At 68.9% G+C, this 24,049-nt stretch carries 22 protein-coding genes and 2 pseudogenes; 17 read left to right on the top strand and 7 right to left on the bottom strand.

Annotated elements, in window-relative coordinates:
- Nucleotides 1-74: 74 nt before the first annotated feature.
- The 3 genes from IE294_RS09720 to IE294_RS09710 all read left to right on the top strand — a co-directional run bounded on the left by IE294_RS09720 (nucleotide 75) and on the right by IE294_RS09710 (nucleotide 3,003).
- Complete coding sequence (locus tag IE294_RS09720; RefSeq protein ID WP_189884336.1) at nucleotides 75-1,013, top strand: hypothetical protein; 939 nt, start codon at nucleotides 75-77, stop codon at nucleotides 1,011-1,013.
- A gap of 109 nt (nucleotides 1,014-1,122) precedes the next feature.
- The gene (locus IE294_RS09715; RefSeq protein WP_189884334.1) at nucleotides 1,123-1,962 is read left to right on the top strand and encodes a COG4705 family protein; all 840 of its coding nucleotides are present in this window, start codon (nucleotides 1,123-1,125) and stop codon (nucleotides 1,960-1,962) included.
- A gap of 150 nt (nucleotides 1,963-2,112) precedes the next feature.
- A complete protein-coding gene (locus tag IE294_RS09710) occupies nucleotides 2,113-3,003 on the top strand; it encodes a COG4705 family protein (RefSeq protein WP_189884332.1) in 891 nt (296 codons plus the stop codon).
- Here IE294_RS09710 and IE294_RS09705 read toward each other — a convergent pair.
- From IE294_RS09705 to IE294_RS09685, 5 genes and pseudogenes are all read right to left on the bottom strand, one after another.
- Nucleotides 2,984-4,375 carry a sensor histidine kinase gene (locus IE294_RS09705; protein ID WP_189884331.1) on the bottom strand — a complete coding sequence of 464 codons (1,392 nt, stop codon included), beginning with the start codon at nucleotides 4,373-4,375 and terminating at the stop codon, nucleotides 2,984-2,986. The two genes, IE294_RS09710 and IE294_RS09705, sit on opposite strands and share 20 nt — an antisense overlap.
- On the bottom strand, nucleotides 4,372-5,034 hold the full coding sequence (locus IE294_RS09700; RefSeq protein ID WP_189884328.1) for a response regulator transcription factor: 663 nt from the start codon (nucleotides 5,032-5,034) through the stop codon (nucleotides 4,372-4,374). The genes IE294_RS09705 and IE294_RS09700 overlap by 4 nt, the downstream gene beginning before the upstream one ends.
- Complete coding sequence (locus tag IE294_RS09695; RefSeq protein WP_189884326.1) at nucleotides 4,988-5,719, bottom strand: phosphatase PAP2 family protein; 732 nt, start codon at nucleotides 5,717-5,719, stop codon at nucleotides 4,988-4,990. Before IE294_RS09695 ends, IE294_RS09700 begins: the two co-directional genes overlap by 47 nt.
- Nucleotides 5,716-6,324 carry a phosphatase PAP2 family protein gene (locus tag IE294_RS09690; RefSeq protein ID WP_189884324.1) on the bottom strand — a complete coding sequence of 203 codons (609 nt, stop codon included), beginning with the start codon at nucleotides 6,322-6,324 and terminating at the stop codon, nucleotides 5,716-5,718. Before IE294_RS09690 ends, IE294_RS09695 begins: the two co-directional genes overlap by 4 nt.
- Nucleotides 6,321-6,754: pseudogene (locus IE294_RS09685) on the bottom strand (DedA family protein). The gene IE294_RS09690 and the pseudogene IE294_RS09685 overlap by 4 nt, the downstream one beginning before the upstream one ends.
- Nucleotides 6,755-7,277: 523 nt before the next feature.
- Between IE294_RS09685 and IE294_RS09680 the strand changes: the two are divergent.
- The 8 genes from IE294_RS09680 to IE294_RS09645 all read left to right on the top strand — a co-directional run bounded on the left by IE294_RS09680 (nucleotide 7,278) and on the right by IE294_RS09645 (nucleotide 15,913).
- Nucleotides 7,278-8,519 carry a L,D-transpeptidase gene (locus IE294_RS09680; RefSeq protein WP_189884322.1) on the top strand — a complete coding sequence of 414 codons (1,242 nt, stop codon included), beginning with the start codon at nucleotides 7,278-7,280 and terminating at the stop codon, nucleotides 8,517-8,519.
- Nucleotides 8,520-8,870: 351 nt separating this feature from the next.
- On the top strand, nucleotides 8,871-10,298 hold the full coding sequence (locus IE294_RS09675; RefSeq protein WP_189884320.1) for an FG-GAP-like repeat-containing protein: 1,428 nt from the start codon (nucleotides 8,871-8,873) through the stop codon (nucleotides 10,296-10,298).
- A gap of 510 nt (nucleotides 10,299-10,808) precedes the next feature.
- Nucleotides 10,809-11,801, top strand: a complete 993-nt coding sequence (locus IE294_RS09670; RefSeq protein WP_189884317.1) for a helix-turn-helix domain-containing protein — start codon at nucleotides 10,809-10,811, stop codon at nucleotides 11,799-11,801.
- A 17-nt stretch (nucleotides 11,802-11,818) separates the two neighbouring features.
- Nucleotides 11,819-12,337 (top strand): DnaB-like helicase C-terminal domain-containing protein, encoded by a 519-nt coding sequence (locus IE294_RS49005; RefSeq protein WP_306433394.1) that lies wholly within the window; start codon nucleotides 11,819-11,821, stop codon nucleotides 12,335-12,337.
- A 322-nt stretch (nucleotides 12,338-12,659) separates the two neighbouring features.
- A complete protein-coding gene (locus IE294_RS09660) occupies nucleotides 12,660-13,493 on the top strand; it encodes a PIG-L family deacetylase (protein ID WP_189884313.1) in 834 nt (277 codons plus the stop codon).
- Between the two features lie 699 nt (nucleotides 13,494-14,192).
- Complete coding sequence (locus IE294_RS49000) at nucleotides 14,193-14,318, top strand: hypothetical protein (RefSeq protein WP_268252778.1); 126 nt, start codon at nucleotides 14,193-14,195, stop codon at nucleotides 14,316-14,318.
- Between the two features lie 269 nt (nucleotides 14,319-14,587).
- Nucleotides 14,588-15,262: a hypothetical protein gene (locus tag IE294_RS09650; protein WP_189884311.1), complete on the top strand. Its 675-nt coding sequence runs from the start codon at nucleotides 14,588-14,590 to the stop codon at nucleotides 15,260-15,262.
- 186 nt (nucleotides 15,263-15,448) lie between these two features.
- A complete protein-coding gene (locus tag IE294_RS09645) occupies nucleotides 15,449-15,913 on the top strand; it encodes a site-specific integrase (protein ID WP_189884309.1) in 465 nt (154 codons plus the stop codon).
- Nucleotides 15,914-15,972: 59 nt separating this feature from the next.
- Here the strand turns inward: IE294_RS09645 and IE294_RS09640 are convergent.
- Nucleotides 15,973-16,086: pseudogene (locus tag IE294_RS09640) on the bottom strand (IS21-like element helper ATPase IstB); the annotation flags it as partial.
- A gap of 137 nt (nucleotides 16,087-16,223) precedes the next feature.
- Here IE294_RS09640 and IE294_RS09635 point away from each other — a divergent pair.
- The 6 genes from IE294_RS09635 (at nucleotide 16,224) to IE294_RS09610 (ending at nucleotide 21,510) form a co-directional block, all read left to right on the top strand.
- On the top strand, nucleotides 16,224-16,514 hold the full coding sequence (locus tag IE294_RS09635; RefSeq protein WP_229917084.1) for a hypothetical protein: 291 nt from the start codon (nucleotides 16,224-16,226) through the stop codon (nucleotides 16,512-16,514).
- A gap of 1,221 nt (nucleotides 16,515-17,735) precedes the next feature.
- Nucleotides 17,736-18,281, top strand: coding sequence for an ATP-binding protein (locus IE294_RS09630; protein ID WP_435858055.1), 546 nt, complete (start codon nucleotides 17,736-17,738; stop codon nucleotides 18,279-18,281).
- Nucleotides 18,282-19,177: 896 nt separating this feature from the next.
- Complete coding sequence (locus tag IE294_RS09625) at nucleotides 19,178-19,639, top strand: hypothetical protein (RefSeq protein ID WP_189884307.1); 462 nt, start codon at nucleotides 19,178-19,180, stop codon at nucleotides 19,637-19,639.
- An 863-nt stretch (nucleotides 19,640-20,502) separates the two neighbouring features.
- Nucleotides 20,503-20,829 (top strand): PadR family transcriptional regulator, encoded by a 327-nt coding sequence (locus tag IE294_RS09620; RefSeq protein WP_189884305.1) that lies wholly within the window; start codon nucleotides 20,503-20,505, stop codon nucleotides 20,827-20,829.
- Nucleotides 20,826-21,182, top strand: a complete 357-nt coding sequence (locus IE294_RS09615; protein ID WP_189884303.1) for a DUF1048 domain-containing protein — start codon at nucleotides 20,826-20,828, stop codon at nucleotides 21,180-21,182. Before IE294_RS09620 ends, IE294_RS09615 begins: the two co-directional genes overlap by 4 nt.
- 1 nt (nucleotide 21,183) lies before the next feature.
- Nucleotides 21,184-21,510, top strand: a complete 327-nt coding sequence (locus IE294_RS09610) for a DUF1048 domain-containing protein (protein ID WP_189884301.1) — start codon at nucleotides 21,184-21,186, stop codon at nucleotides 21,508-21,510.
- Between the two features lie 394 nt (nucleotides 21,511-21,904).
- Here IE294_RS09610 and IE294_RS09605 read toward each other — a convergent pair whose 3' ends face one another.
- Nucleotides 21,905-22,756 carry a hypothetical protein gene (locus IE294_RS09605; protein WP_189884299.1) on the bottom strand — a complete coding sequence of 284 codons (852 nt, stop codon included), beginning with the start codon at nucleotides 22,754-22,756 and terminating at the stop codon, nucleotides 21,905-21,907.
- Between the last annotated feature and the right edge of the window lie 1,293 nt (nucleotides 22,757-24,049).

Below are 24,049 nucleotides of genomic sequence, written 5' to 3'. Positions count from 1 at the left end.
CTCCACACGGTCTACAGCCCCGCTCCCACTCCACCCGCCTGCCCCACCTGCGGCAACCCCACAAGTGAGGACGCATGAAGCTCTCGGCCCTGGTGGGCGCCGCCGGCGGTGTGCTCGGAAAACGATTCCTGCTCGTCTCGTACCTGCCGACGATCGGATGCGCCCTGTTCCTCCTGGTACTCCTCTGGGCCGGCGCACCGCGAACAGCACCGGACTTCGACCGGGCCTGGGAGACGGCCGCGAAGCTCGGTGTCGGTGAGATCCTGGGCCTCTGGCTGGTAGCCACTTTGGTCGCTGTCGTCAGCCACCCGTTGCAACTGCGCTTGGTCCGCCTCCTGGAAGGCGAGTGGCCAACGCTGCTCGGTCCGCTGCGCCGACTCGCGGTCCACCGCCAGGAATCCCTGCGTCGAAGGCTCGGGAGCCGTATGGTCGCGGCCGGCGATCCGCCGTTGCCGGCAGAGGTGAACCGCGCGGGCGCCGTGTACGCCCGGTGGAGCACGCTGTACCCGCCGGCCGAACTCACACCCGCCCCCACCTCCCTTGGCAATACCCTTGCCGCCATGGAGCATTACGCCGGGTTCAGCCACGGGCTCGATGTGGTGGTCACCTGGCCGCGGCTCTACCCGCTCATCGAGGGGATTCACAAGGAGGCCGTGGACACCCATCGCGACGCCATGGACGCCGCGTGCCGCTTCTCCGTCATGGCGGCCGTCACCGCGGTGACCGCTGCCGGCCTGCTGTGGCAATCAGGATGGTGGCTCCTGCTCGCCCTGATGCCGGCCGTTCTGTCCCGGCTGTCGTACCGTGGCGCCGTTCAAGCCGCCATGGCTTACGGTGCCTCCATCGACGCGGCCATCGACACCCACCGCTTCGCCCTGTACGACAAGCTCTGCCTGCCTCGCCCGGAGACCCCGCGCGAGGAACGAGCCCTCAACGACACCCTGTGCTCACACTGGCGCCAGCGGGTCCCGTTGCCCGATGCCCTCGTGTACTCCCATCCACAGTCGGAGTAGGCCGGGGGCGACCGCACGTTCTCTGCCGCTGGTGCGAGAGGCTTGGTGCGCGTGGGGCCGTGCAGCCACTCAGGATGCGTTCAGGTGTCCGGTGGCACGGTCGTTGGCCATGACCTATGAAACGTCCGAGACATCCGCGGTCCCCGAGGCCGGTGGGCCTGTCGCTCCGGCCCGGCACCGGTTTCGCTGGAACAAGGTGCCCGAGCTCACCGTCTACTTCTGGATCATCAAGGTGCTGTGCACGACGGTCGGGGAGACCGCGGCCGACCTGCTGAACGAGAAGGCCGGCCTGGGTCTGACCGGTGTGTCGGTGCTGATGAGCGCACTGCTCGCCGTGGTGTTGGTGGTGCAGTTCCGTACGACGGCGTACCGGGCCGGGGTGTACTGGGCGGCCGTGGCTCTGATCAGCGTCGTCGGCACCCTGATCAGTGACAACCTGACCGACAACATGGGCGTGCCGCTGGAAACGAGTACGGCGGTGTTCGCGGTCCTGCTCGCGATCGTGTTCGCCGTCTGGTACCGGCGTGAGCGGACGCTGTCCATCCACAGCATTGACACCACCAGCCGTGAGTCCTTCTACTGGCTCGCGGTGCTGTTCACCTTCGCCCTGGGCACCGCGGCCGGCGACCTGGTCTCCGAGCGTATGGACCTCGGGTACTGGCTGTCCGCCGTCCTGTTCGCCGTGGCCATCGCCGCGGTGGCCATCGCGCACTTCGCGCTGGGGCTGGACGCGGTGTGGAGCTTCTGGATCGCCTACATCCTCACCCGTCCCCTCGGTGCTTCGATCGGCGACTACCTCTCCCAGCCGACGGGCGACGGTGGCCTGGGCCTGGGCACCGTGATCACCAGCGCGCTGTTCCTGGCGGTCATCCTCGGCTTGGTCGTCTACCTGAGCGTGACGCGCAAGGACGTCACCGAGGCGGAGCCTGCCGCTCGACACGCGGCCTGACCTGCCACACGACAGGCGTTCAGGACGCGTTCAGGCTCTCTGTGCCACGGTCGGAGATCACGACCGCCCGGCGGTCGGCTCATCTCACAGGGCGCTCGTCCCGCTTCCCGGGGGCGAGCGTCCTGTCGTTCGACCAGACAGGAGAGTGAATTGGAGAAACCGGAGGTCGTCACCGACCTCGACGTGGCGAGCACGTCGGGCAGGACCAAGTCGGTGATGAAGAAGCTGCCCGAGGTCACGCTGGCGTTCTGGATCATGAAGATCGCCGCGACGACCCTGGGTGAGACGGCGGGCGACCTCTTCGCGCAGACCCTGAAGCTGGGCTACTTCCTGACCACGGTCCTGCTGTTCCTGGTCTTCGTGGTGACGCTGGTGGTCCAGCTGCGCTCCAGCCACTACAACCCGTTCTTCTACTGGACCGTGATCCTGTCGACCTCCATGGCGGGCACGACCATGTCCGACTTCATGAACCGGGACGCCAGTGCCACATACCTCTCGAACGGCGCGACGAAGCTGGGCTGGGGACCGCAGGGCCTGGGCCTCGGCTACCCCGCCGGGGCGGCGATCCTGATCTCGATCCTCCTGACGATCTTCCTCGCCTGGAAGCTGAGCGGGATGACGTTCCAGATCCGCGACATCGTCACCTTCAGGGGCGAGGCCTTGTTCTGGGCGGCGATTCTCGTCTCGAACACCCTCGGCACATCGATGGGCGACTTCCTCTCCGACAGCTCCGGTCTCGGCTACCTCGGCGGCGCGTTGCTCGTGACCGGAGTGCTGGCCGTGCTGGCGGCGCTGATGAAGGTGCCCGTGGTGCCGAACGTGCTGCTGTTCTGGATCGCCTTCGTCCTCACCCGCCCACTGGGCGCCACCGCGGGCGACTTCCTCACCAAGCCGGTCGCCAAGGGAGGTCTGGATCTGGGTACCGCGGGCTCGTCCGCCGTGCTCCTCGCCGTCCTGTTCGGGCTGATGGCGCACGCCCACGTGCGGGAACGCCGGACGGTGAGGAAGGGGCAGGCACCGGTCACCCGGCGGGCAGACTGACCGTGAACCTGGCCCCCGGCGTGTGCCGAGGGTCGTGAGTCACATCACCGCCGGCGGCGCGGGCCAGGCGTCGCGCGAGCGGCAGCCCCAGGCCCGCGCCGTCGTGTCCGTCGCCGGGATCGGCGCGCCGGCCGGGCCGGAACAGCTCGTCCCTGAATGTCTCCGGCACACCGGGGCCGTCGTCGACGACGTCGATCCGCACGGCGCCGGGGACGCGCCGCGCGGACATGGTCACGCGGGAGTGGGCGTAGCGGACGGCGTTTGTCAGCAGGGGGCTGAGGATGCGCTCGACGAGAGCGGGGGCCGTCCCCGCCTGAAGCACCGGCGTCTCCGTCTCCGTCTCCACCACGGTCTTCACCTGGTCCGGGGTGTCGAGGTGCTGGAGCAGCCGGTCCAGGACGGGCGCGACATCAGTCGTGCCGGGGGCGGTCCCCGGCTTCAGCGCGTTCTCGCGGGCCTCGTTCAGCAGCGTGTCGCAGATGGTGCGCAGGGACTGGGCGGCCTCGGCGATCACCTCGTGGCTGGCACGGGTCTCGGCGTCCGTGCGGGGGCGGGCCCGCCACCAGTCCAGCTCCATGATGATCCGGGTGAGCGGGGTGCGTAGTTCGTGGGACAGCTCTCCCGTCAGCTGCTGTTCGTGGCGCAGCGAGGTGCGTATGCGGTCCAGGAGCGCGTCCAGTGAGATACCCAGACGGGCGAGTTCGGCCGGGTGATCCTCCGTGCCGAAGCGCTCGTCGGATCCTACGGCGCTCCACTGGGTCGCCTGGTCGGTCATGGTCCGCACCGGGCGCAGCGCCCGGCCGACGGACAGCCGGGTGAGCGCATACGTGCAGCCGAGCATCACGGCGTCGAGGAACAGCGACCCCAGCAGCAGGGTGTCGGCCGAACCGCGGTACGGCGCCAGGTCCAGCGCGGTGACGACAGCGGCGCCGGCGTGGCGGCCGGACACGGGGAGGGAGCACAGCCGGACCGGCTGGTGACCGTGAGCCTGTGCGGTCACACAGGCATGCTCGTGTTGCCGGGCCAGCCGGCCGGCGGCCTCGATCACGGGGCTGTCGCCCGAAGTGGACGGCGGCCTCTCCAACAGGCGGTTCCCGGCGTAGATCCACACGTTGGCGTCGAGCAGACCGTCATTGACGGTTTCCAGGACGCGCACCCGGGGACCGCTGGTATCGACGGTCATGGCCACCGCCGCCGCCCGGTCGCGCAGTTCGTCGTCCGCCTGGTGCTCCAGATGCCGGTCCATGACGGCGTTGAACACCACGGTCAGCATCGTCATCAGCAGGGCGGCCGTGGTGAGCGCCACCAGGGAGAGCCGACCGCGCAGAGTGCGCGGGACAACGCGGCGGAGGACACGGGGGGCGCGGATCATGACAGGCGGTGTCCGACGCCCCGCGCCGTACTGATCGTGAGGCTGCTGCCCGTCTCGCGCAGCTTGCGGCGCAGCCGGCTCAGGTACTGGTCCACCGTGTTGTCACTGACCTGCGCGCCCTCGGGCCAGCCCGCCCGTACCAGATCCCGGCGGCGCACCAGGGTGCCGTCCGCGGCGACCAGCGTGGCCAGCAGCCGGAACTCGGTGGGGGACAGGGTGCTGCGGACGCCGTGCACGGTCACGCTGTGGTCCACCGCGTCCAGGACCAGATCTCCGGACGGCACCGCCGACGCGGCGACCGCCCGTTTGAGGACGGCTCTCAGCACAGCGGCGAGCTCGACGAGGTGGAACGGCTTGGGCAGGTAGACGTCACCGCCCGCGGCGAAGCCGGACAGACGGTCGGTGAGCTGGTGCCGGGCGGTCAGGAAGATCACGGGGGCGGCGAAACCGTTGGCACGCATCGCCTGGCACACGTCCCGTCCGTCAGCGTCGGGCAGGCCGACGTCCAGCAGGGCCGCCGCGATTGAGCCGGTCGCCAGCCGCAGAGCGGTGGCACCGTCCGCGGCGAGGACGGGCTCGAAGTCCTCGTCGGACAGGCCACGGCGCAGCACGTCACGCAGGGCGTGATCGTCCTCGACAACCAGGATCCTCGGACGCATGGTCCTCCGTCGGAGCGTGAGCGGGGTCGGTCAGTTCGGTGAGGAAGGGTGCGGGGAGAAGGTGTGCGGCGACGCACAGGCATACCCCCAGCCAGCCGGCGGCGAACAGCCAGCCGCCCATGACGTCCGTGAACCAGTGCACGCCGAGGTAGACGCGGGTCAGCCCGACCGCCAGGCCCCAGCCACACACCGCGATCCGCAGAGCCGTGCTCCCACGCGGCGCGCGCAGGGTGAGTGCGACGGCCAGCAGGCCCGCGGCCAAGGCGGCCGTGGTGGTGTGACCCGACGGGAACGCCCAGCCGCTCGCGTGTGCCCGCCAGTCGGCCTGCGCAGGGCGCGGTCGGTGGACCAGTTCCATTGCGCCGTAGCGCAGCAGCTGTCCCAGGCCGAGGCAGGCGAGGCAGACGGCGGTGGCCGGCAGCCGGGACCGCGTCGTGCGGCCCGCGACGGCGCCGGCCAGCGCGGCGAGGACGTAGGGGACGAGGCCGGTGCCCGTGGCGGTCACCGCACGGGCCAGTGCCACGACCGCCTCCGGGCGGTGGCCGACGGACCACGTGAGGAAGCTGTCGTCCAGCCACAGCGGTGCGCCGGACCGGCCGATGACGACCAGCGTCAGGACGCTGAACGCCGCCCACGCGCCCACCCCGACGCTGCTCGCCAGGTCGGCGATGCTTTTGCGGTTCATGAGCCGGACAGCAGCAGCCGTAGGGGTCCGGCCGCCGTCAGCCGCCGGGCCAGCTCCGTCGACCGGCGTGTGAGCACCAGGAGCGACGCCAGTGCGACAAGCCCGCCCAGGACCAGCCCGACCAGCACGTCGTGCGGATAGTGCACGCCGACCCAGACCCGGGACGCCGCCATGGCGATCGCCGCCACACAGGCGACCGCACCCAGCCGCCGCGACACGAACAGCAGCGCCACCGCCGCCGCGGCGGCGATCGCCGCGTGGTTGCTGGGGAACGACCAGTCACCCTGCGCCGGACACGCCTCCAGCGCCCGCACCGGCAGGCCGCGGCACGGCCGGTCCTCTCGGACCAGCAGCTTCAGGACGGCATCCACCCCGTACGCCAGAAGCACGACCACCGGAACCGCCAGAGCCGTCATCGCCGCCGCCGCACCCGCACGTCGCGCCCGCCACCAGCCCAGAGCCATGAGCACGGCGAACACCGCCAGCCCGTACGTCGACCACACCTTGATCGTGGTGTCCAGCCAGCCCGGCGAGTGCCGGGCGAGGTCCACCACCTCCCGGTAGACGGAGCCGTCGATCGACGCGCCGCCGAGCGCGAGCATCATCCGCGGACCTCCTCGGCCTGCGCGCGCCTGTCGCACCGGTACAGCTCCGCGGCGAGCGGAATCAGCGACACCGCCACGATCAGTCCCACCAGGGGCAGCAGCCAGCGGTCCAGGCCGGGAATCGACGAACGCAGCGCGCACCCCGTCAGGGTCAGGCCGACGCCGCACACCGGGCCGCGGACCACCTGCCACACGGTGACCACCCGGGCGGGCACCGCCAGGGCCCCCGCGAGCGGGAGAGCACGGTACGAACCACCGGCACGCATCCCGCCGGCACGATCGCCTTCGCGTGGCCGTAGCGCACGAGCAACAGAAGGGAGTCGCCCGGCAGGAAGAAGCCGTCCAGCAGCCCTGTGCCGGCGAACATCACCGCGCGGAGGCCAAGGGCGCCGAAGGCGGCCAGCAGCGACTGCGTGCTGAGAGGGTTCACCGCGAGCTGCGACGGGTGTGGTCATCGGCAGGAGTCCCTTTCTGTGCGGGCGACCGGATGCACGACGCCCCGACCGTCTGCGATCGAGCAGACGGTCTACAGAACTGTAGACGATTGCGGGGTGAGGATCGTTCCCGTGCGTGCAGAACCCGACGAGCTCCTGGGTGCGGTGAAGGGTGAACGCCGGCCGACGGGCGAATCGAAGGCCGTGGCGATGGCCGCGCTCTTCTCGCGCAAGCGGGTCGGGATCGTCGCCGCGGTGGTCCGGGCCGGGCTCGGGCGAGTTCCGCCTGTGCCGGGCGGGTCAGGGTCCGTCTGCGGACCGGCATCGGCTCCCGGGCCGACCTCCAGGGCTTTCAAGCCGGCTCCAGTCCGCGACCTCGGCGACGCGCTCGACAGCGCGTGGCCTTCAACACAATTTGCCCATTTTGGCGAGAGGTATGCCTATAAGTGATGTCATGGCTGGTTGCACTCCTTCGGCGATCAGCGCAGGGATGCAAAGACCAGTGACAGGGAGAAGCGCTTGATCACGCTGTTCACACGTCGCACCGGGCTGGTGGCCACGACCGGCGTACTCGGCGGCGTACTCGCCATCACGGCCCTCGGCGGTACGAGCAATGCTGCCACCGGCGGCAACGATGCCGGGACCCCCCCGACACCGCAGGCGGGGGTAAGCCAGTCAGGCACCCAGGAAGCTTCCGACGCCCGAATAGAGATCACTCCCGGGCAAGGCGCCTACAACGTCGGGACCAACGACCCGGTCGGTGTGACCGTCAGCAAGGGCAAGCTCACCAAGGTGACCATGACCGCCGTCGCGACCGGAGCCGAGACCCCGGGCACTCTGTCCGCGGACGGCACTTCCTGGAAGCCGAACGGCCGGCTGGAGCGTGCCACCAAGTATCAGATCACCGCAGAGGCCGACGACGCCAAGGGTCGCTCCGTCACCGGCAACGCCACGATCACCACGGTGTCCCCGGCCAACGACTTCATCGGGCACGTCTCCCCCGAGGACGGCTCGACCGTCGGCGTGGGCATGCCGGTGACGGTCACGTTCGACAAGGCGATCGGCGACAAGGCCACCGTGGAGTCGGAGATCCAGGTCAGCTCCAGCAGCGGCCAGCAGGTCGTCGGTCACTGGCTGAACGACCACCGCCTGGACTTCCGCCCCGAGAAGTACTGGACGTCCGGCTCCACCGTCACCGTCACGCTCAGCCGCGACGGCATCCAGAAGACGGTCACGTTCAAGATCGGCCGGAGCCAGATCAGCACCGTCGACGCCAAGACCAAGCAGATGACCGTCGTACGGGACGGCAAGACGATCAAGACCATCCCGATCTCGTCCGGAAGCGCCGAGCACCCGACGTACAACGGTCAGATGGTGATCTCCGAGAAGTTCGGGCATGTCCATATGAACGGTGCGAGCGTCGGCCTCACCGAGAAGGACGGGAAGCCCTCGTACGACATCAAGGCCGTTCCGCACGCCATGCGCCTGACCGACTCGGGCACGTTCATCCACGGCAACTACTGGGCTGCCGACTCGATCTTCGGCAAGGTGAACACCAGCCACGGTTGCGTGGGCCTGAAGGACGTCCGGGGTGGCGGCGACGGCAGGCAGCCCGCCGCGTGGTTCTTCGACCAGTCGATGATCGGCGACGTCGTGGTCGTCAAGAACTCCGAGGACAAGACCAAGTTGGCGCCGGACAACGGCCTCAGCGACTGGAACATGCCGTGGCAGCAGTGGGTCGCGGGCGGCCCGACCACCTGACACCACGCCACTCTCCGGTCAGCGGAACCGGCATCCCTTCCACCAGGCGGTGGCCGACACCCTGTCGGCCACCGCCCGCGGCGTCAGGACCCACTACGGCTCGCCGCCCAGCCCGGCCGAGCCGACGTCCTGCGGACACGCTGGTCGCCCCGCCGCCACGGTCGTGCACTGCGTCGGCCGAGTCCTGGCCGACGCACCGAAGGACGTCACCAGGTTCTGCGGACGTCGCACGACGAGCACACGGAGCGGGCCCCAGGGGGGAGGGGCCAGGCGCTTAGCGAGGCTCCCCCTTTACGATGCCCAGATCGCGGCGCACGCAGGGATGCGCCCGTTGGGGAGGGGATCCAGTCCATGGCGAACAGACGTACCCGGCACGGCGGTTGGAGATCGGGGGCGCTCCTGGTCGCCGCCGTCGTAGGCGCTCCGCTGCTGTCGGCGACACCCGCCGTGGCCGTGCACGGCGCGGTGCCCGGCGATTTCAATGGCGACGGTTACCGTGACGCCGTGCTGCCCGCGCCGGGGGCGAACGTCGCCGGCAAGACGGGGGCCGGTGCCGTGGTCGTGCTCTACGGATCGGCGTCGGGGCTGTCCACGTCCCGGCGGGTGACCATCACCCAGAACAGCGCGGGCGTGCCGGGCGCGGCCGAGGCGGACGACGGCTTCGGTTCCGCCACCGCCACGGCCGACCTGAACCGGGACGGCTTCGCGGACCTGGTGGTGTCCGCCCCGTACGAGGACACCGGGCGGGGCGAGGACGCCGGCATGGTGACGGTGCTGTGGGGCAGCAAGAAGGGCCTTACATCCGGCACCGACCTGCCGGCGACCACCGCGGGCGCGTACTACGGTCTGGACGTCGCAGCGCTCAGCACCGGCCCCGGTACGAAGACCGAGGTGCTCGTCGCCGGGTACGAGGGGGCGATGAGCTTCAGGGGGCCGTTCAGTCGCAGCGGCACGTACGGCGACGCCGTGGAGAACATGTACACCGCTTCCGTCGGCAGCGTGGCGCTGGGCGATTTCCACCACGGTGGCTTCCCGGAAGACGTCGTCGTCACCGTCCGGCTGGCCGACCTGAGCGGCGGGGCGGTGTACGTCGACCCCGTTCTGGGGGGCTGGCAGCAGAAGGGCAACGGCCTGATCGCGGCCACCGGGGACGTCAACGGCGACGGGTACGCCGATCTCGTGGTCGGAGACCCGGACGAGCCGGACAAGGCCGGTGTCGACGGCGCGCCCGGCGGCCGGGTGCTCGTGTGGTACGGGTCGGCGCAGGGCATCGCGTGGGAGGCGCAACCGGTGCAGCTCACCCAGAACACCGCCGGTGTTCCTGGTGCCAGCGAGAAGGGCGACCACTTCGGCGGTGCCCTCACGGTGGCCGACCTGAACCGCGACGGGCTCGCGGACATCGTGGTCGGCGCGCCGCTGGAGGACACGGGCAAGCGGAACGCCGGGCAGGTCACGGTCATCCCAGGCCGCCGCACCGGCGCCCTGGGCGGCGGCGCCTACGCCTTCACCCAGGACACCGCCGGCATCCCCGGGGGCGACGAGGCCGACGACGCGTTCGGCACCACCGTGTCCGCCGGCGACATCAACAAGGACGGCAAGGCGGAACTCTTCATCGGCGCCGCGGAGGAGAACTTCGGCACCGGCGCGGTCTGGGTCCTCCCGGGCGGCACCGGCGGCCCCACCGCCAAGGGCAGCCGCGTGATCACCGCCGCGTCCGTCGGCTTCCCGCAGAAGTACAACACCCGCCTCGGCGGCTACGGGCTCCTCGGAGTCATCTGAGCGCAACACCTGCACTGCGCCGGTCTTCTCCAGGGCCCTCGGTCTCGCTGGGGAAGACCCGCAGCCGGATGGCAGACAGCTCCCGGCCCACGACCATGCCGTCCTCGCTGCGGCCGGCAATGGCCGTGCCGGCTGGCCGGCCCGCCTGCTCGCTGACCGGGGCGGAGGGCTGGTTTCTCACTTTCAGGTGAACGCTTCTGCGGAGCTGGGGCGAGGTCGGTCGATGGCGGACGGACACGGGGGCCTCCAGGTCTGGTGGAAGTGCTCGTGTGCCGCCTGACTCCTAGGAACACCCGGCCCAGGTGACAGCCGGGCCCAGCCGGCTTCGCGCCGGCCAGTAGCCAAGTGCCGTCGACGTCGCGCCACCGGGCGGTCGCTCAGCGCCGCTTGATCACGGAGGCAGGCCCCCTCCCTCTTACCGTTGATCTCACTGATTCACGCGATGCCACGACCCCGTTCGCGATGGCACCATGTGTGCCGCGAAAGCATGGTGAAAGATGAGGGGTTTCCATGTCGCCGGACCCATCAACCACTCTCCACACCACGGACTCGGTGCCGGCCCACCGCCGACGGCTGTACTGGCGAGAGGCGCTGTCCCGGACCTTCGGAGCGGTTGACATCAGCGTTCCTGAAGAGGTGTATTCCGGCACGGTCCGCACGTCACCACTGGGCCGCATCCGGGGCGTCACTGTGGAGGGCGACCCTATGCAGACCCTCCGCACCCGACGCCTCATCGCCGGAAGCACCAATGACAACCACGTCGTCGTGATGCTGCTCAGCAGGGGGAACGCCCGGGTCGAGCAGGATACTCGCGACGTGCACGTGCGGTCAGGGGCTCTCTTCGTCTATGACAGGGCGCGCCCCCTACGGCTGACCTTCCCCGAACCGTTCCAGACGAAGTCCCTCGTCCTGCCACGGCACGTCCTGGACCTGCGCGAGTCCGACCTGCACCAGATCACGGCCGCGCCGCTCGGCCGCGAGTCGGCGCTCGGCACGTTGCTGACACCGTTGCTGTCCCGGCTCGTGGAGACCGCCGCGACGTACCCGCAGCGGACGGGCGAGTCGATCGCCCGCAACGTCGTGGACATGGTGCAGACCCTCGCCGAGGAGCGACTCGGCAGACCCCCCACGGACACCCCGACTGCCGCCCGGATGTTGCTGCTGCGCATCCGGGCATACATCGATCAGCACCTGTCGGACCGGGACCTGACGCCGGACACCATCGCCCGGGCCCACCACATCTCCGTCCGCTATCTGCACAAACTGTTCGAGCTGGAAGACATCACCGTCAGCCGGTGGATACAGAAGCGCAGACTGGAACACTGCCGACGCGACCTGGCCCGCCGGTCAGCGGAGCCAACGATCGGCGCAGTGGCCCACCGCTGGGGGTTCACGAGCGCCTCGCACTTCAGCCGGGTGTTCCGCGCCACCTACGGCGTCTCCCCTGCCGAGTGGCGGAACTCCATCGTGCTCGGAGCCACCGCTTCCGCGATGCCCTGGTAGTGCTTCGTTACGTCCCGATGGTGACCGGTGCCGCTTGCTGGAGACGGGAGGCGCGGACGAGTCACACCAGGATCGCCGGCAGTACCGCGGTCAGGGGGCGGGAGCAGGGCATGGAGGACCTGAGGACGGGCCACGGAATCACCGAGCAGAATTCGCCCCAATCACTGCAATCCGCCCTGCCGCAGACGGCCACTGTCGCGCGCTGGCCTTCGTCATCACGCCCGGCCAGGCCGGTGACGCAAGAGCCGCAGATTCCGGTCTCGCCACCTCCACCCTCAACCAGGCCGCAGAACACCGCGCCGCGCGCCGATACAAGACCCATGCTCAACGACCTACGAGACACCGGCGTGCTCGTCGAGGACAACGCGGACGTCGCCATCCCCATCCACCACCGTGATGACGTCCACGAGGACGACCTCCCCTGCGCCGGCGATGCCGACCTGATCGTGGCGAGGCACCGCGACGGCTCCACCGCCACCATCACCGTCGCCGCCCAGGGCCACCCCTCCCGCTTCGTCGATAGGACGCAGCCGTGACGCCGCCTCTGTAGGGTCTCCAATTCGGCGCCGGAATATCACGGCTGGTGCCGGATGGATGTCGGATCCGGAGTGGCGCCGAGACCTGCGGGTCGTGCCTGTACGTTGTTCGCGTTGACCGCCGACGTCTGGAAGGCTGAGCGGCCGAGCCGGGAACAGCCGGTCCGGCCGGCACGGTTGCATCGATCGAGGAACCGGCGCCGCACCGGCGGGGAACACGGAGACCACAAGGTCGTCCGCCCCACCAGGATGCGGACGCCACGATCGTGGTACGCCGGCCGCACACTCAGACCAAGACGTATTTCTCCAGGAGGAACGCTTCATGACTGACCGGCCCTTGACGCTCATGGCAGTGCATGCCCACCCCGACGACGAGGCGACCGGAACCGGTGGGATCCTCGCGCGGTACGCGGCGGAAGGCATCCGCACGGTTCTCGTGACGTGTACCGACGGCAGGTGCGGTGACGGACCGGGAGGCGTCAAGCCGGGCGATCCCGGGCACGATCCGGCGGCGGTCGCCTTGATGCGCCGTCAAGAACTCGCGGCGAGCTGTGCCGTCTTGAAGGTCAGCGATCTGGAGACGTTGGATTATGCCGACTCCGGGATGATGGGCTGGCCGAGCAACGACGCCCCCGGATCCTTCTGGCAGACCCCCGTGCAGGACGGCGCGGCCCGGCTCGCGGAACTCATGCGGCACTACCGACCTGATGTGGTCGTCACCTACGACGAGAACGGCTTCTACGGCCACCCCGACCACATCCAGGCCCACCGCATCACGATGGCGGCGCTGGAGATGACCACGCTGGCACCGAAGGTGTACTGGACCACGATGCCTCGTTCGATGATGCAGCGGTTCGGCGAGATCATGCGCGAGTTCCACCCCGACATGCCGGAGCCGGATCCTGCCGAGGCCGCCGCGATGGCCGAGATCGGCCTCCCCGACGATGAGATCACCACGTGGGTGGACACGACCGGGTTCAGCGGTCAGAAGTTCGACGCGCTGGCCGCGCACGCCAGTCAGGGCGACAACATCTTCTTCCTCAAGATGGGAAAGGAGAGGTTCGGCGAATTGATGGGCATGGAGACCTTCGTACGTGTCCAGGACACCACCGGCGCGGCCATACCCGAGAACGACCTCTTCGCCGGACTGCGCTGATCCGCGCCCGTCCGGCCGGACGGGAAGGGGCATCGACCGCACGGCGCGAATCCGGCGTGCCCGGCGGGCGCAGACCGCTGCGGAAGTCGACCGGGAACTGCGCTGCCTGACCGAGGGCGAGCGCCGCCGGGTCCTTGAGGAGCGGCTGCGCGAGCAGGCCCGCGCGGACCAGGCCCCTGCCGTGATGGGGCCGGCGCGGTTGCCCAGGAGCGGGCGGAGCGCGAGCGCCGGGCACCCCCGTGCGAGGACTGCGGGCAGGACCTGTTGGCCGGCCTGTGCGAGGCGTGCGGTCATCGGCGCCGTACCGGGGTGGCGATCGTGGAGGCCGGCCTGGTCGCCGTGGCCTGGTCAGCCGCCCCGGTACGCGGACGACGCCGCCACCGTCGCCGCCCGCATCCGGGCATCGCTGAACGCCGATGTCGAACGAGCCAGTCGCGCCGGACGAGGACCCGACCCGGGCGGCGTCAGCGCTCGCCTTCGCCGCGCTCCAGGCCGTGGAGCAGGCCCCGCCGGAGTACCACACCAGCGCCCTCGGGCGGCTGGGCCGGTCCGAGGAAGCCGAGGCGGAGGCCCGGCGGGCGTACAAGACCGAGCAGAACCGCCGCTGTCAAGCACAACCCGCATGGCGCGGACGCTATCGCCGCCGCGGCGAAGGCCGACGACTCCGCCCGGGAGCGCACCGCGGAGTACCTGGCCGCGGTGAGGCTGGAGCAGCTGCGCGAGCAACTGGCGGCGCGGATCGAGCGGGCCGCGACCGCGCCGCGGACGGACCGGCTGACCGAGTTCGCCCCCGCTCGCTGGACGGCGACGTCGCCGTGCCGGTGATCGCATGAGCACATGGTCGCCCCGACCGCCGGCGGCAGCGCCCTCGTGGCGCTGATGAAGGTCGGGGCCTCCGGCCGGCTCGCCGAACCGATGCGGGGCCGCTCGCGCATCGTCTCCTCGGAGACTTCTCGAAGACGTTCATTATGTGGTTGCTTCGGCCGGTTGGCGTGCGGTAGCCCTGCATGACTCCCTGGCCGAATTCGCCGGGGGAAGTGCTGGCGATAATCTTGAGCGAGTCTTCAGCGGGGACCGGGCATGGGGGAGGGTCGATGGAATCTGAGGCAGCGCAGAACCGTTCGGCGGGAGATGCCGAGGCTGAGATCACTGAAGTGCAACAAGAGCAGCGGAGGCTTGAGGAGGAGATCCGCATCCTGCGGAGTCAGCAAACAAGCGTGGTAGGCGGTTTGGCCGGGCTCGTGACCGTATTGCTGGCGAGAGTGCTCATGATTGTGGCCAGCCTGGCGGTGGTTGGAATTCCGCTGGTCTTCGCCTTCTTCGACGAAGACCGACTGCACATGACCGATGACTATGCGGCTATCGTCTCGGGTACCACTGTGGGCGCGTTTGTGCTCTCTTGGTTCGAGGTGCATTACATTCTCAAGCGGATGGAGAAGACCGCGACCGTCGCTACTCTTGAGTATCACGACAGGTGGCGCGGGCTGGCAGGGTGGGTGAGGATTCTGGCGGCCTGGGTGGCTGTCTGGCTCGCTCAGACGGTGTCTATTTTCCTTGTGGCTCTGTGGGCATCGATTGAAGATCACGGGCCCGCCAGATGGCTGGTCTGGTACTCATGGCTGACGGCTGGAGGCAGCGTCCTGATGCTGTTTTCCACCGGCATGAGACGTCTCATGGAGGCGTCAGTCGAAATGACTTCCACGGCTTTGAGCAACTATGCGGAGGAACCGGGCGGTGAGGGGGCAGCAGGGCAGTCGCAGCCCACGTGATGGCGGCAGTCACCACGGGCTGTCGCGCATCTCTGCTTCGTCCAGTGCGGTATCCGCCGTGAAGTAAAGGGCGTTGGCGAGGAAATCCAGGCCGCCGAGCCGGCCGCGGACTTCGAGATGCCGAAGAGTGGCGCGAGTTGACGCAACACCAAGATCCGCTACGCCGACGATCCCGAGATCTGCCCGGTGTGGGCCTGGACCGCCTACCGCGAGCGCCTGATCGCCGAGCACGGCCCGCGCTGGGCCGCCCCGTCCACCCCCACCTTCGTCGGCAACGACCGGTGGGGCCACATCACCGGCGGCCTGGAACCGGACTCCGTCACCCGCGCCATCAAGCGCATCTCCGCCCGAGCCGGCATGCCTACCGCCTGGACCGGCCCCTCCCCGCACATCGGACTGGCCTCCACCGCCCGCAAGAAGGGCACGGACGAGATCGCCATCACCGACCCGCGGGGCTGGGCCCGCCACTCCCGCTCCATGCGCGGCTCCATGCAGATCGGCGACGGCTGGCACGGCAACGCCGCCGCCGGCCCCGCCCGGACGGTACCCTCCACCTCCGCGTGGGGCTCACCCTGCGCGCGGACGGCAACCTCGGCGGCACCCGCCCCTTCACCGGGCCCAGATCCGGATCCAACCCTGACTGGCAAGTAAGGCGATCGGCGCGCACAACTCAACCGGCAGCAGGTGAGGGCTTCTATAACCACGCCTCGTCACCCGACTTGAACCTGTTCGGCAGGTGCGAGCCTGATAGCCAGGCGGTAGCAGCCGGTGCCGGTCTCGATGATCGCGCTGTTGAAGGTCAGGCGGTCGACGATGGCCGCGCAGGTCGATGAAGCGGGCGGCGCCCAGAGGCCGGTCGCTTCGTCGGTCAACCGCAGACGTGAATCAACTCGGTGACCCGCCCCGCATACTGGTAGGGGCCTCGTTGCGGCAAGACACCAACTACCAGGGGGAAGTGCAGATGGATGTGGGTTCGGTGCTCGGCGGCATAGGCCGGGTGGCGGCTGGGGTGGGCCGGTTCCTGTGGGAGGTGGTGACCGCGCCGACCACGGGCACGGAGGATGACGCCCGGTACGAGATCGGCAGGCTCGCCGACAAGATCGAAGACGAGGTACCGGAGGAACTGCGGGACCGGGCATGGGGTCTGGTCCTCAAGGCGCTGTACGAGGTACCCCGCGAGATAGAGGAGTTGGTGGAGGAACACCGGGGCTTCGACGGCGAGGAGGCTGAGGAGCCGCCGGGCAAGCAGTGATGCCGGTTTCCGTAGGCGCCCGTCAACTTGCAAGGGGCGGTGGGCCCTTCGGGTCTACCGGGGAACGGCACCCCAGCCCGTCTCACACCGCGAGGAGCTCAATCGACGACCGAGGTAGCTGAGCTGGAGTTCCGCCCCGCCCTGGCCCGTACTTCCTACGGATTCCTCAAGAATCCCTCGCAGTCGAAGAACCGTTCCCCGGGACGCCGAAGGACGCCTTCGTGATCGAAGAACCGTTCCCCGGGACGCCGGTGGATGCCTTCTGTGTCGTAGAACCGGTCGCCGGGGCGACAGAGGTTGCCGTCATGGTCGTAGAAGCGCTCGGTAGTCGAATACACACAACCCCCTTGGACTCGGAGCGGCATCCCGCCCCACTGTAGATACGGTCCGATGGCCAGGGGGGTAGTCGGTCGCCTTCGCCTCCAGTGGCCGAGCCCTTGGGGTCTTCGCGTGGCTCGTCCACGGTGTTTCGGGATCACCAGGCGCTCACCGCCCCTCCGCGGACTGTCTCACCGCAGCTGCGGTCAGACAGCCGACTCCCGGCGAAGGGCGAGCGATGCGGGTTGGTACGCCGTCGCCGTCGTCTCGACTCCCTTGAGTTGGAATCTGTGGGAAGCCGCCTGCCTGAACTACCTGGTTCGTGCAGAGCTTGGGAAGGGTTTCCAACTGTCGTGCTCTGGCCGTCCGGAGTCGGCACTGGCTCGTGGGGCAGGGGCTCGGGATGCGGACCGGGAACCGACGCATCCGGCGCAGACCGTGAGTTGGATCACAGACCGGGGAGTTCTGCCGTTGCGGGCTGTTTGCCCAAAACCGGTTGACCGTTCTCCCAGAGGGGGGCGCAGGTGATGACGATGGTGCAAGGGGGGACGGCATGGGGGAGAAAGGCGCGAATACCCGTGCGGATCTCCTGCCGTGTCGGTGCCAACAGCGGCCTGTTCGACCGCTGGAACTACGACGAGACTGAAAGCTACGCGATCGGCTCCTGAGGACCAGCGAGCGAAGATCCAGCCGCTGCGGCGGGGTGCCACGCCGGAAACTTCCCAGGAGCGGTGTCCCTGGGGGAGTGCAAGGCGCAAGACCCACGCCATGCGCCCCTGGCGACGGCCTCGGCGCCGCCGAAGTCAGCCTTCGCGAAGCCGAACTGCTCCACCCCGCCGTCCTCGCGATCCCGGTGCGACAGCCAGCGCATCCGCGGGGCCAGGCGCCGTGTAGCGATCTGATATGGGTTGCGCCAAACTTTCGGGGCACCAGTGGTGGGTAACTAGTAACGCTTCGAAAGTGAGGCGATCTGTGCCCCGTACTGCCCGAAATCAGGGCCAGGGCCCGCCTGCCGACCGTCAACTGGCAGTCTCCGTGGCGTTCGAGGGCAGCGCCGAGATCGCCGAAGCTCGCAGTGTGGCTCGCGACTTCCTCACCTCGTTGCAGGCTGTACATGGCCTACCGGTGTCCGCTCGTGCGATGGGGATGGTCCAGCTTGCGGTGAGCGAGCTGGTGACCAACGCCCGCAAATACGCACCCGGCCCCTGTCTGCTGGACCTGGAGGTCAGTGAGGGGGCCGTCCAGGTGAGCGTGTGGGACAGCAGTACGACGCTGCCGTCGGTGAGCCCAGCCGACCCGGACCGGATCGGTCAGCACGGCCTGGAAATCGTGCTGGCGGCCTCCCAGACCTTCCGTGTTCACCGGGAGCCCATGGGCAAGCGCATCACCGCGACCGTCCAACTCGCCGACGACCCGGGCGGTGACGTCACCGGCCGCCAGCTCATGTGACGTCAAGTCCTGTGCCGGGCCCTTCCTGGTGGGGCCCCGTGCGCGCGGTCGCCAAGGCGGTGCGCGCCGCGAGGAGCGGATACCCCAGCCGCGCGGCGACGTCCTGAGCGCTCGCGGCTGGCCCCTGCTCCAGCAGCGCCGCATCCGCCGCTGGCCGCAGCTCCCTCACGAACTGGTGGCGCGGGATCGAGACGGCTACCGTCCGTCGTCCTACAGAACCTGCCCATCATCGCCCGCCCCCTGTGGCGCTGCGCTCACGCCGCCGCCGAAAGCGGCCCCGCCGCCATCTTCAGCTGACCTGTCCGCCCATCGCTGGGGGGAAGGACCATGAAGCCCACACCGCCCGCCGCGGCCGTACTCTCAACTGCCTTCTACGCCTTCTACGCCTTCGACGACCTGCACCGCCCGGCAGGCCGAACACGCCTACGCCGCCGCACGCCTCCCACAAGAGGAAGCCCAGCTCAGCGTCACCCAACTCTTCAATCTCATCGCCAGCCACCAACTGGACCTGGATCACGACCAGCAGTGCCCCACCGCTGGGCGTGGGAGTAGCACACCCGGGCCGTCGCACATCGTGCCGGCCGCACCCCCACCCCTGCTGTGAACACCGTGCTCCTCCACGACGACCTCCACCTGAGCATCGACCGCATCGCCACCATCAGAGGCATCGACCTCGCACGGGTCACCACGCTGCTGCCCACCGCCCACCGCCCGCCGCATCCGACAACCGGTCGACCTCACAATCGCACCCCGTACCCACAAGCCCCCCGCGCTGCCTACCGTCACGCATGACGTCACTCCACAGGGTGCGTGTGATCGTGCTGGCGCTGTGACCGGATAGGTTCGCCGGGTAGGTGGACGAGAAGCGGACCGTGGCGGGCACGGGAAGGCGGGCGATGAGTGACAACTACCTGACGGTGATCCCGACTGACCCTCACTGGCAGCCCAGTAAAGTTGCGGCGGATCGTGCTGCGGCCATGCTGTCGGAAATGCTCCCCGACGACGACGCCCGCCGTGGTCTGGAAGCCATGTGGCACGACAGCGTCCAGGTGGTCTCCTGCGGCGCCAACCTGGAGACGGTCTCCTGCCATCACTGCGGTGGGGAGTTCGCACTGGGCTGGTGGGCGGAGGCCGTCTCGGAGCGCTATGCCGAGGGCTTCTCGACGCTCATGGTGACAGTTCCGTGTTGTGAGGTCGAGATGTCGCTCAACGAGTTGGCATACGACTGGCCGATGGGGTTCGCACGGTTCAGGATCGAGATCCTGTATCCGAACCGGGCATGGCTGAGCGACGAGGAGCTTGCCTCCCTCACGGGCGCGCTCGGACACCCCCTGCGACAGATCCTCATCCGTATTTAGTGCTGTGACCAGGCAGGTTCGCCGGTGCGGTCTGGCTGTGGCTTCGAGGGGGCGCCTGCCCCAGTGGATGCCCTTCTCGAGGTAGGCCCTTAGCTCCGGCGAGTACGACGGGTCGCTGCGGAGGTGATCGAAGCCGACGCAGCGGAACCGAAAGGGGCAGCCGTCGCCACCGGCTTTGACATTGGTCGACTCGACGCACCCCCGTAGGGGACGGAGACCTGACCGATCCGCAGGCGGACGTGCTCGTGCTCCAGGAGCCGGCGGGCCTGGGCCGAGATCCGGTTGCCGTGCCGGTCGAACTGGTGCGAGACGAGCTTGTCGACCGCGGACCGGGTCCGCTTCTCGGTCAGCCGACAGTGGATTTGTGTAGTTTGCAATGACCTGTGGCCCATGAGCTCGCGGAGCAGGTCGGGCAGGGTTCCGGTGTCCGCGTGCCGTTGCGCGTAGGAGTGCCGGTAGGAGTGGAGGACGACTTCGCACTTGGGGAATTCGGTGCCCTAGGCCAGCAGCAGGGGCGGCATGGCGTTGAGGCAGCGGTGGTGGACGTTGCCGATGTGGCTCATCCGGTAGGGCTGGGTGTCGCCGGAGTTCGGTCGGGGCCGGAGAAGAGGACGAGCCCGGTCAGCTCGGTGTGGGGGAACGGGCTGGGAACTTCCCTGGCAGGTCCAGCATCGTGACGTGTAACGGCCCACTCGTCAGCTCAACCGGTGACCGGGTTGCAGCGTTCGACGGCACCCGGTCCCGCGCCGAACGAGTTGGTCCGGAATTGCGTTCACCGGAGACGTTGCCGTTCCGCTACTCGGTGGTACCGTATAGCGGTACTCGGTATCGCGTAGTACCGACAGGGCTGAGGAGCACCCGCGATGGACGACCTGACGGAGATGTTGAAGGGCACGCTCGAAGGGTGCGTGCTCGAAATCATCGGCAGCGAGGAAACCTACGGGTACGCCATCACCCGCCGGCTGAACGAGCTCGGCTTCGCCGACGTCATCGAGGGGACGGTGTACACCATCTTGCTGCGGCTGGAGAGGAACGGGCTCGTCCAAGTGACGAAACGGCCATCCGGGGTCGGTCCGCCGCGGAAGTTCTACGCGCTCAACGACGCCGGACGCGAGGAACTCGCGAAGTTCTGGGCGAAATGGCAGTACCTCTCATCGCGCATCAACAGGCTCAAGGAAGGCGGGAGATGAACTTCTGGGAGAAGGTCACAGGAAGCGATCTCACCAGGGAATGGAAGGCGTTCGAAGCCCGGGTCGAGACCCTGCCCGACGACTACCGGGCGGTGTGGGAACAGATCGTCGCCCACCTCTTCCCCTACGGGGACTTCACCGGCCGCAACCTGACGCCGATCCTCGACTCCGCCCTGGGACTGCTCGAAGTGTCGGCAGCGGACGGGCAGAGCATCCACGAGGTGCTCGGCGACGACGTCCGGGGCTTCTGCACGGCGCTGGCCGGCGGAGCAGGGGCCCGGACTTATCGCGACCGGTGGCGCGAGCAGTTGAACAGGAACGTCGCGAGGAAATTGAGCCGGCTGGGAGGCTGACGTGAGCATCCAAGACATCATCGAAGGCAAGAAACAGTGGCGGGCGCACCTGGCCCGGGTCAAGGCACTCCCGCCGGACTACCAGATCGTCTACAAGGAGATGCAGAAGTACCTGTTCAAGGTCGGACCGGTCAGCCTGTCCGACGGACCCCTCCTCCCTGGAATCGTCGACTTCTTCGAGGAGGGCGCCGCCGCGGGCAAGGGAGTTCTGGAACTCATCGGCACCGACGTCGCCGCGTTCTGCGACGACCTGATCAAGGACTCTCCCACCTACGCGGATGCCTACCAGGAATCCATTGGCGGGGAATCCGACGCGGCCAGGAAGTGACAGCCGTCCGACCGGTTCGCGACGCTGCCGGTGCAGCTGGCTGTTCGCCCCCGTGGCCTGGTGCAGCGCACCCACCAGTGCCTCTACAGGGGCTTTGAGCTGGGTGATCTGCTGGGCGTCGGCTGCCCCGAGCTCCTTGAGCCGTCGCACCTGCCGGCGCAGACACCGCTCGCTGTCCGGCGTCCCTCCCCGGGCCCGGAACTGCTCGCAGAACTGCGCCTTCAGGTCGGTGCCGTACCTGATCGCTGAGGCCAAAGCTCACAATCCGAGCGGATCTCTCAAGGTCCGGGTGGGACCTGCGGTGCATCGGGCACATTTACTGCCGGATCGGTAGCCTGTGTGCCAACTTGCGCTGAGCCCGTTCGCCAAGGAGACGGACATCAACGGATAGTGGCTACCGCAGCAGCCTGGCCAACTCGTCGGCCCCGTCCATGAGCACACCGAACGCACTCCACCATTTGTACCGGTCATGGATGAGCCGATGCTCCCGCTCATAGCCGCCGTAGAGGGCAGCGATCCGATGCGCTGCCTCGTCCGTGGTAGCCGGTTCGATCGAACTGGAGCGGGCAGTCCATCTCGTCACATCCGTCTCAATACGGCGCACGATGTTCGCCGATCGCAGCTCCACCCACACCTTCCGCAGCTCGGCTGCGCGAACAGGCGTGAGCCATGCTTGGTCGGCCTCGGACATCTGGAAGCGCAGCCCCTGGTCGAGCTCCTCCCAGTGAGCCTGGAGATCCTCGATCCAGGCAGACGCGTGCACGCCAACGGCTTGGGACGTCATGCTGGCCAGCGCCTGCTGGTAGTCCGCTTCGAGGGGCCGGACCTGATCGACCCATGCCGTGATCGCTTCCCGGACCTCCTCCAACGGACGTCTGTGAGCCCCCTCGACGCTCGGAACCGCCCGCAGCGCTGTAACGGCATGGTCCAAGTCGGACTTCTGAATGCGTAGGGACGCCAGGTCGCTCGCGGAAAACGGCCGGAGAAGGACCTGCTGGAAGGCATCGATATCACGTCGAGCGCGGCGGCGGACCTGCTGCTTCTGCAACGCCTCCGCCTGTGCGTTGCTCAAGTATCCGAGGAGTAACAAGGCGGTCGGGATACCGAACATCACGCTCGTCAAGCTGGAGATCAGGTTGGTGAGGAAGCTCTGGTGCTCCCACCACCGGTGGTGGTCTCCGTATATGCCAACGCCTATGCCGAACAAGCCCATTGGTACGCAGATGTAGACGACGACACGGATCACCTTCGGCCTTGAGGCCCACCCACGTCGCACTTGTACCAACCATGCGCTTGCCAACGCCCCACCCCCATGTCCCCTCGATGGGCAGACAGTAGCGGTATGTGCTGGGGCCTGCGGGCACAACCCTTTCGAACCCTGCGAGCCTGGTCGACTCCGACACCGCTCCTACCTGGCCGCGAACCCGGCTCCCGTCCGTCACGCCATCACGAAGTACCGGCGAGCGTTCGACGAGAAGATCCGCACCATGGGGCGATCCGTCTGGCCACGGACAAGTGCGGGGCGACCATGCGCGCGACCTCACTCCAGGATTCGTCGTTCCGCGTAGATCAGTCCGGGCGGATTCCTCTCCCACGAACACCCGTGGGCCGCCGCAGAGGCGTTCCGCTTCGTCCGGCACGACGCTGCACACGCCGTTCGACCCGGAGCCGTCCACGGGCATCGTCACCTTCGACATCGAGGGGCAGGCACAGCAGGAGGTGGCACGGTTTCTGTGCAAGAACCGGGGCGTCGCCGACAGCACGTTTCGCGCCGCATGTCCGCGGCGAGAGCTACGTTGCCGACGATGTCGACGGGCTCCCCGTTGCTGGCTGCCCATCCGCGAGCGGTCGCCAAGGGTGCGACCTTCAGCCCGCAGCCCTGCACACCGACCGTTGTTGTCACCTCCGCCAACCTCGACCGGTCGGGGGAGGCGGGTGGGGGAGCGGAGGGCCGGGGTTCGTCGACGGGTGGTGGCGACAGGCCTGGTCGCGGTTCTGCTCGCGCTGGGCCCGGCATCCACGGCACCGGCGGCACCCCGGCGCGCGTACCGAGGCGAGGGACGAGGCACGGGCCGGTGCCGTACCGGAGGAGCCCGACATCGCCGTGGTGGTGGCGGCCGGTGCCGGGCGTACCGAGGCGTGGGATGCCGGGCAGGCCGCCTACGACGAGCTGCGCGGTCTGCTCGACCCGGCGTACATCGGTACGGAGCGGGTGCCTCGGGAGTGGGCCGAGGGCCGGTATCCGCCCCCGGTCCGGGGTCGGGGGCTGGCCGCAGACCCGGCGGGCGCCCGGCGGGGACGTGGCGATGCTGCGCCAGGACCAGCTGTTCGTCGCCGAGGACGGCACCCTGTGGGTGCGCACCGAACCGGCGCCGGACGTGGCGGACGACGACATCCGCCGGCACCGCGCGCTGCGGCGGGAGTACGACCGGCCGGCGGGCGGTGGTTTCCTGGGGCTCGGCGGAGCGCCGGCCGCCGCGCGCGAGGACGGTGCGGTCGAGGGCGTGTGGTGGGCGGCCGGCGGGCCCGCCGTCGGAGT

Source organism: Streptomyces canarius (assembly GCF_014650735.1).
Lineage (GTDB): Bacteria > Actinomycetota > Actinomycetes > Streptomycetales > Streptomycetaceae > Streptomyces > Streptomyces olivaceoviridis.
This window is presented reverse-complemented; position numbering and strand designations above follow the sequence as displayed.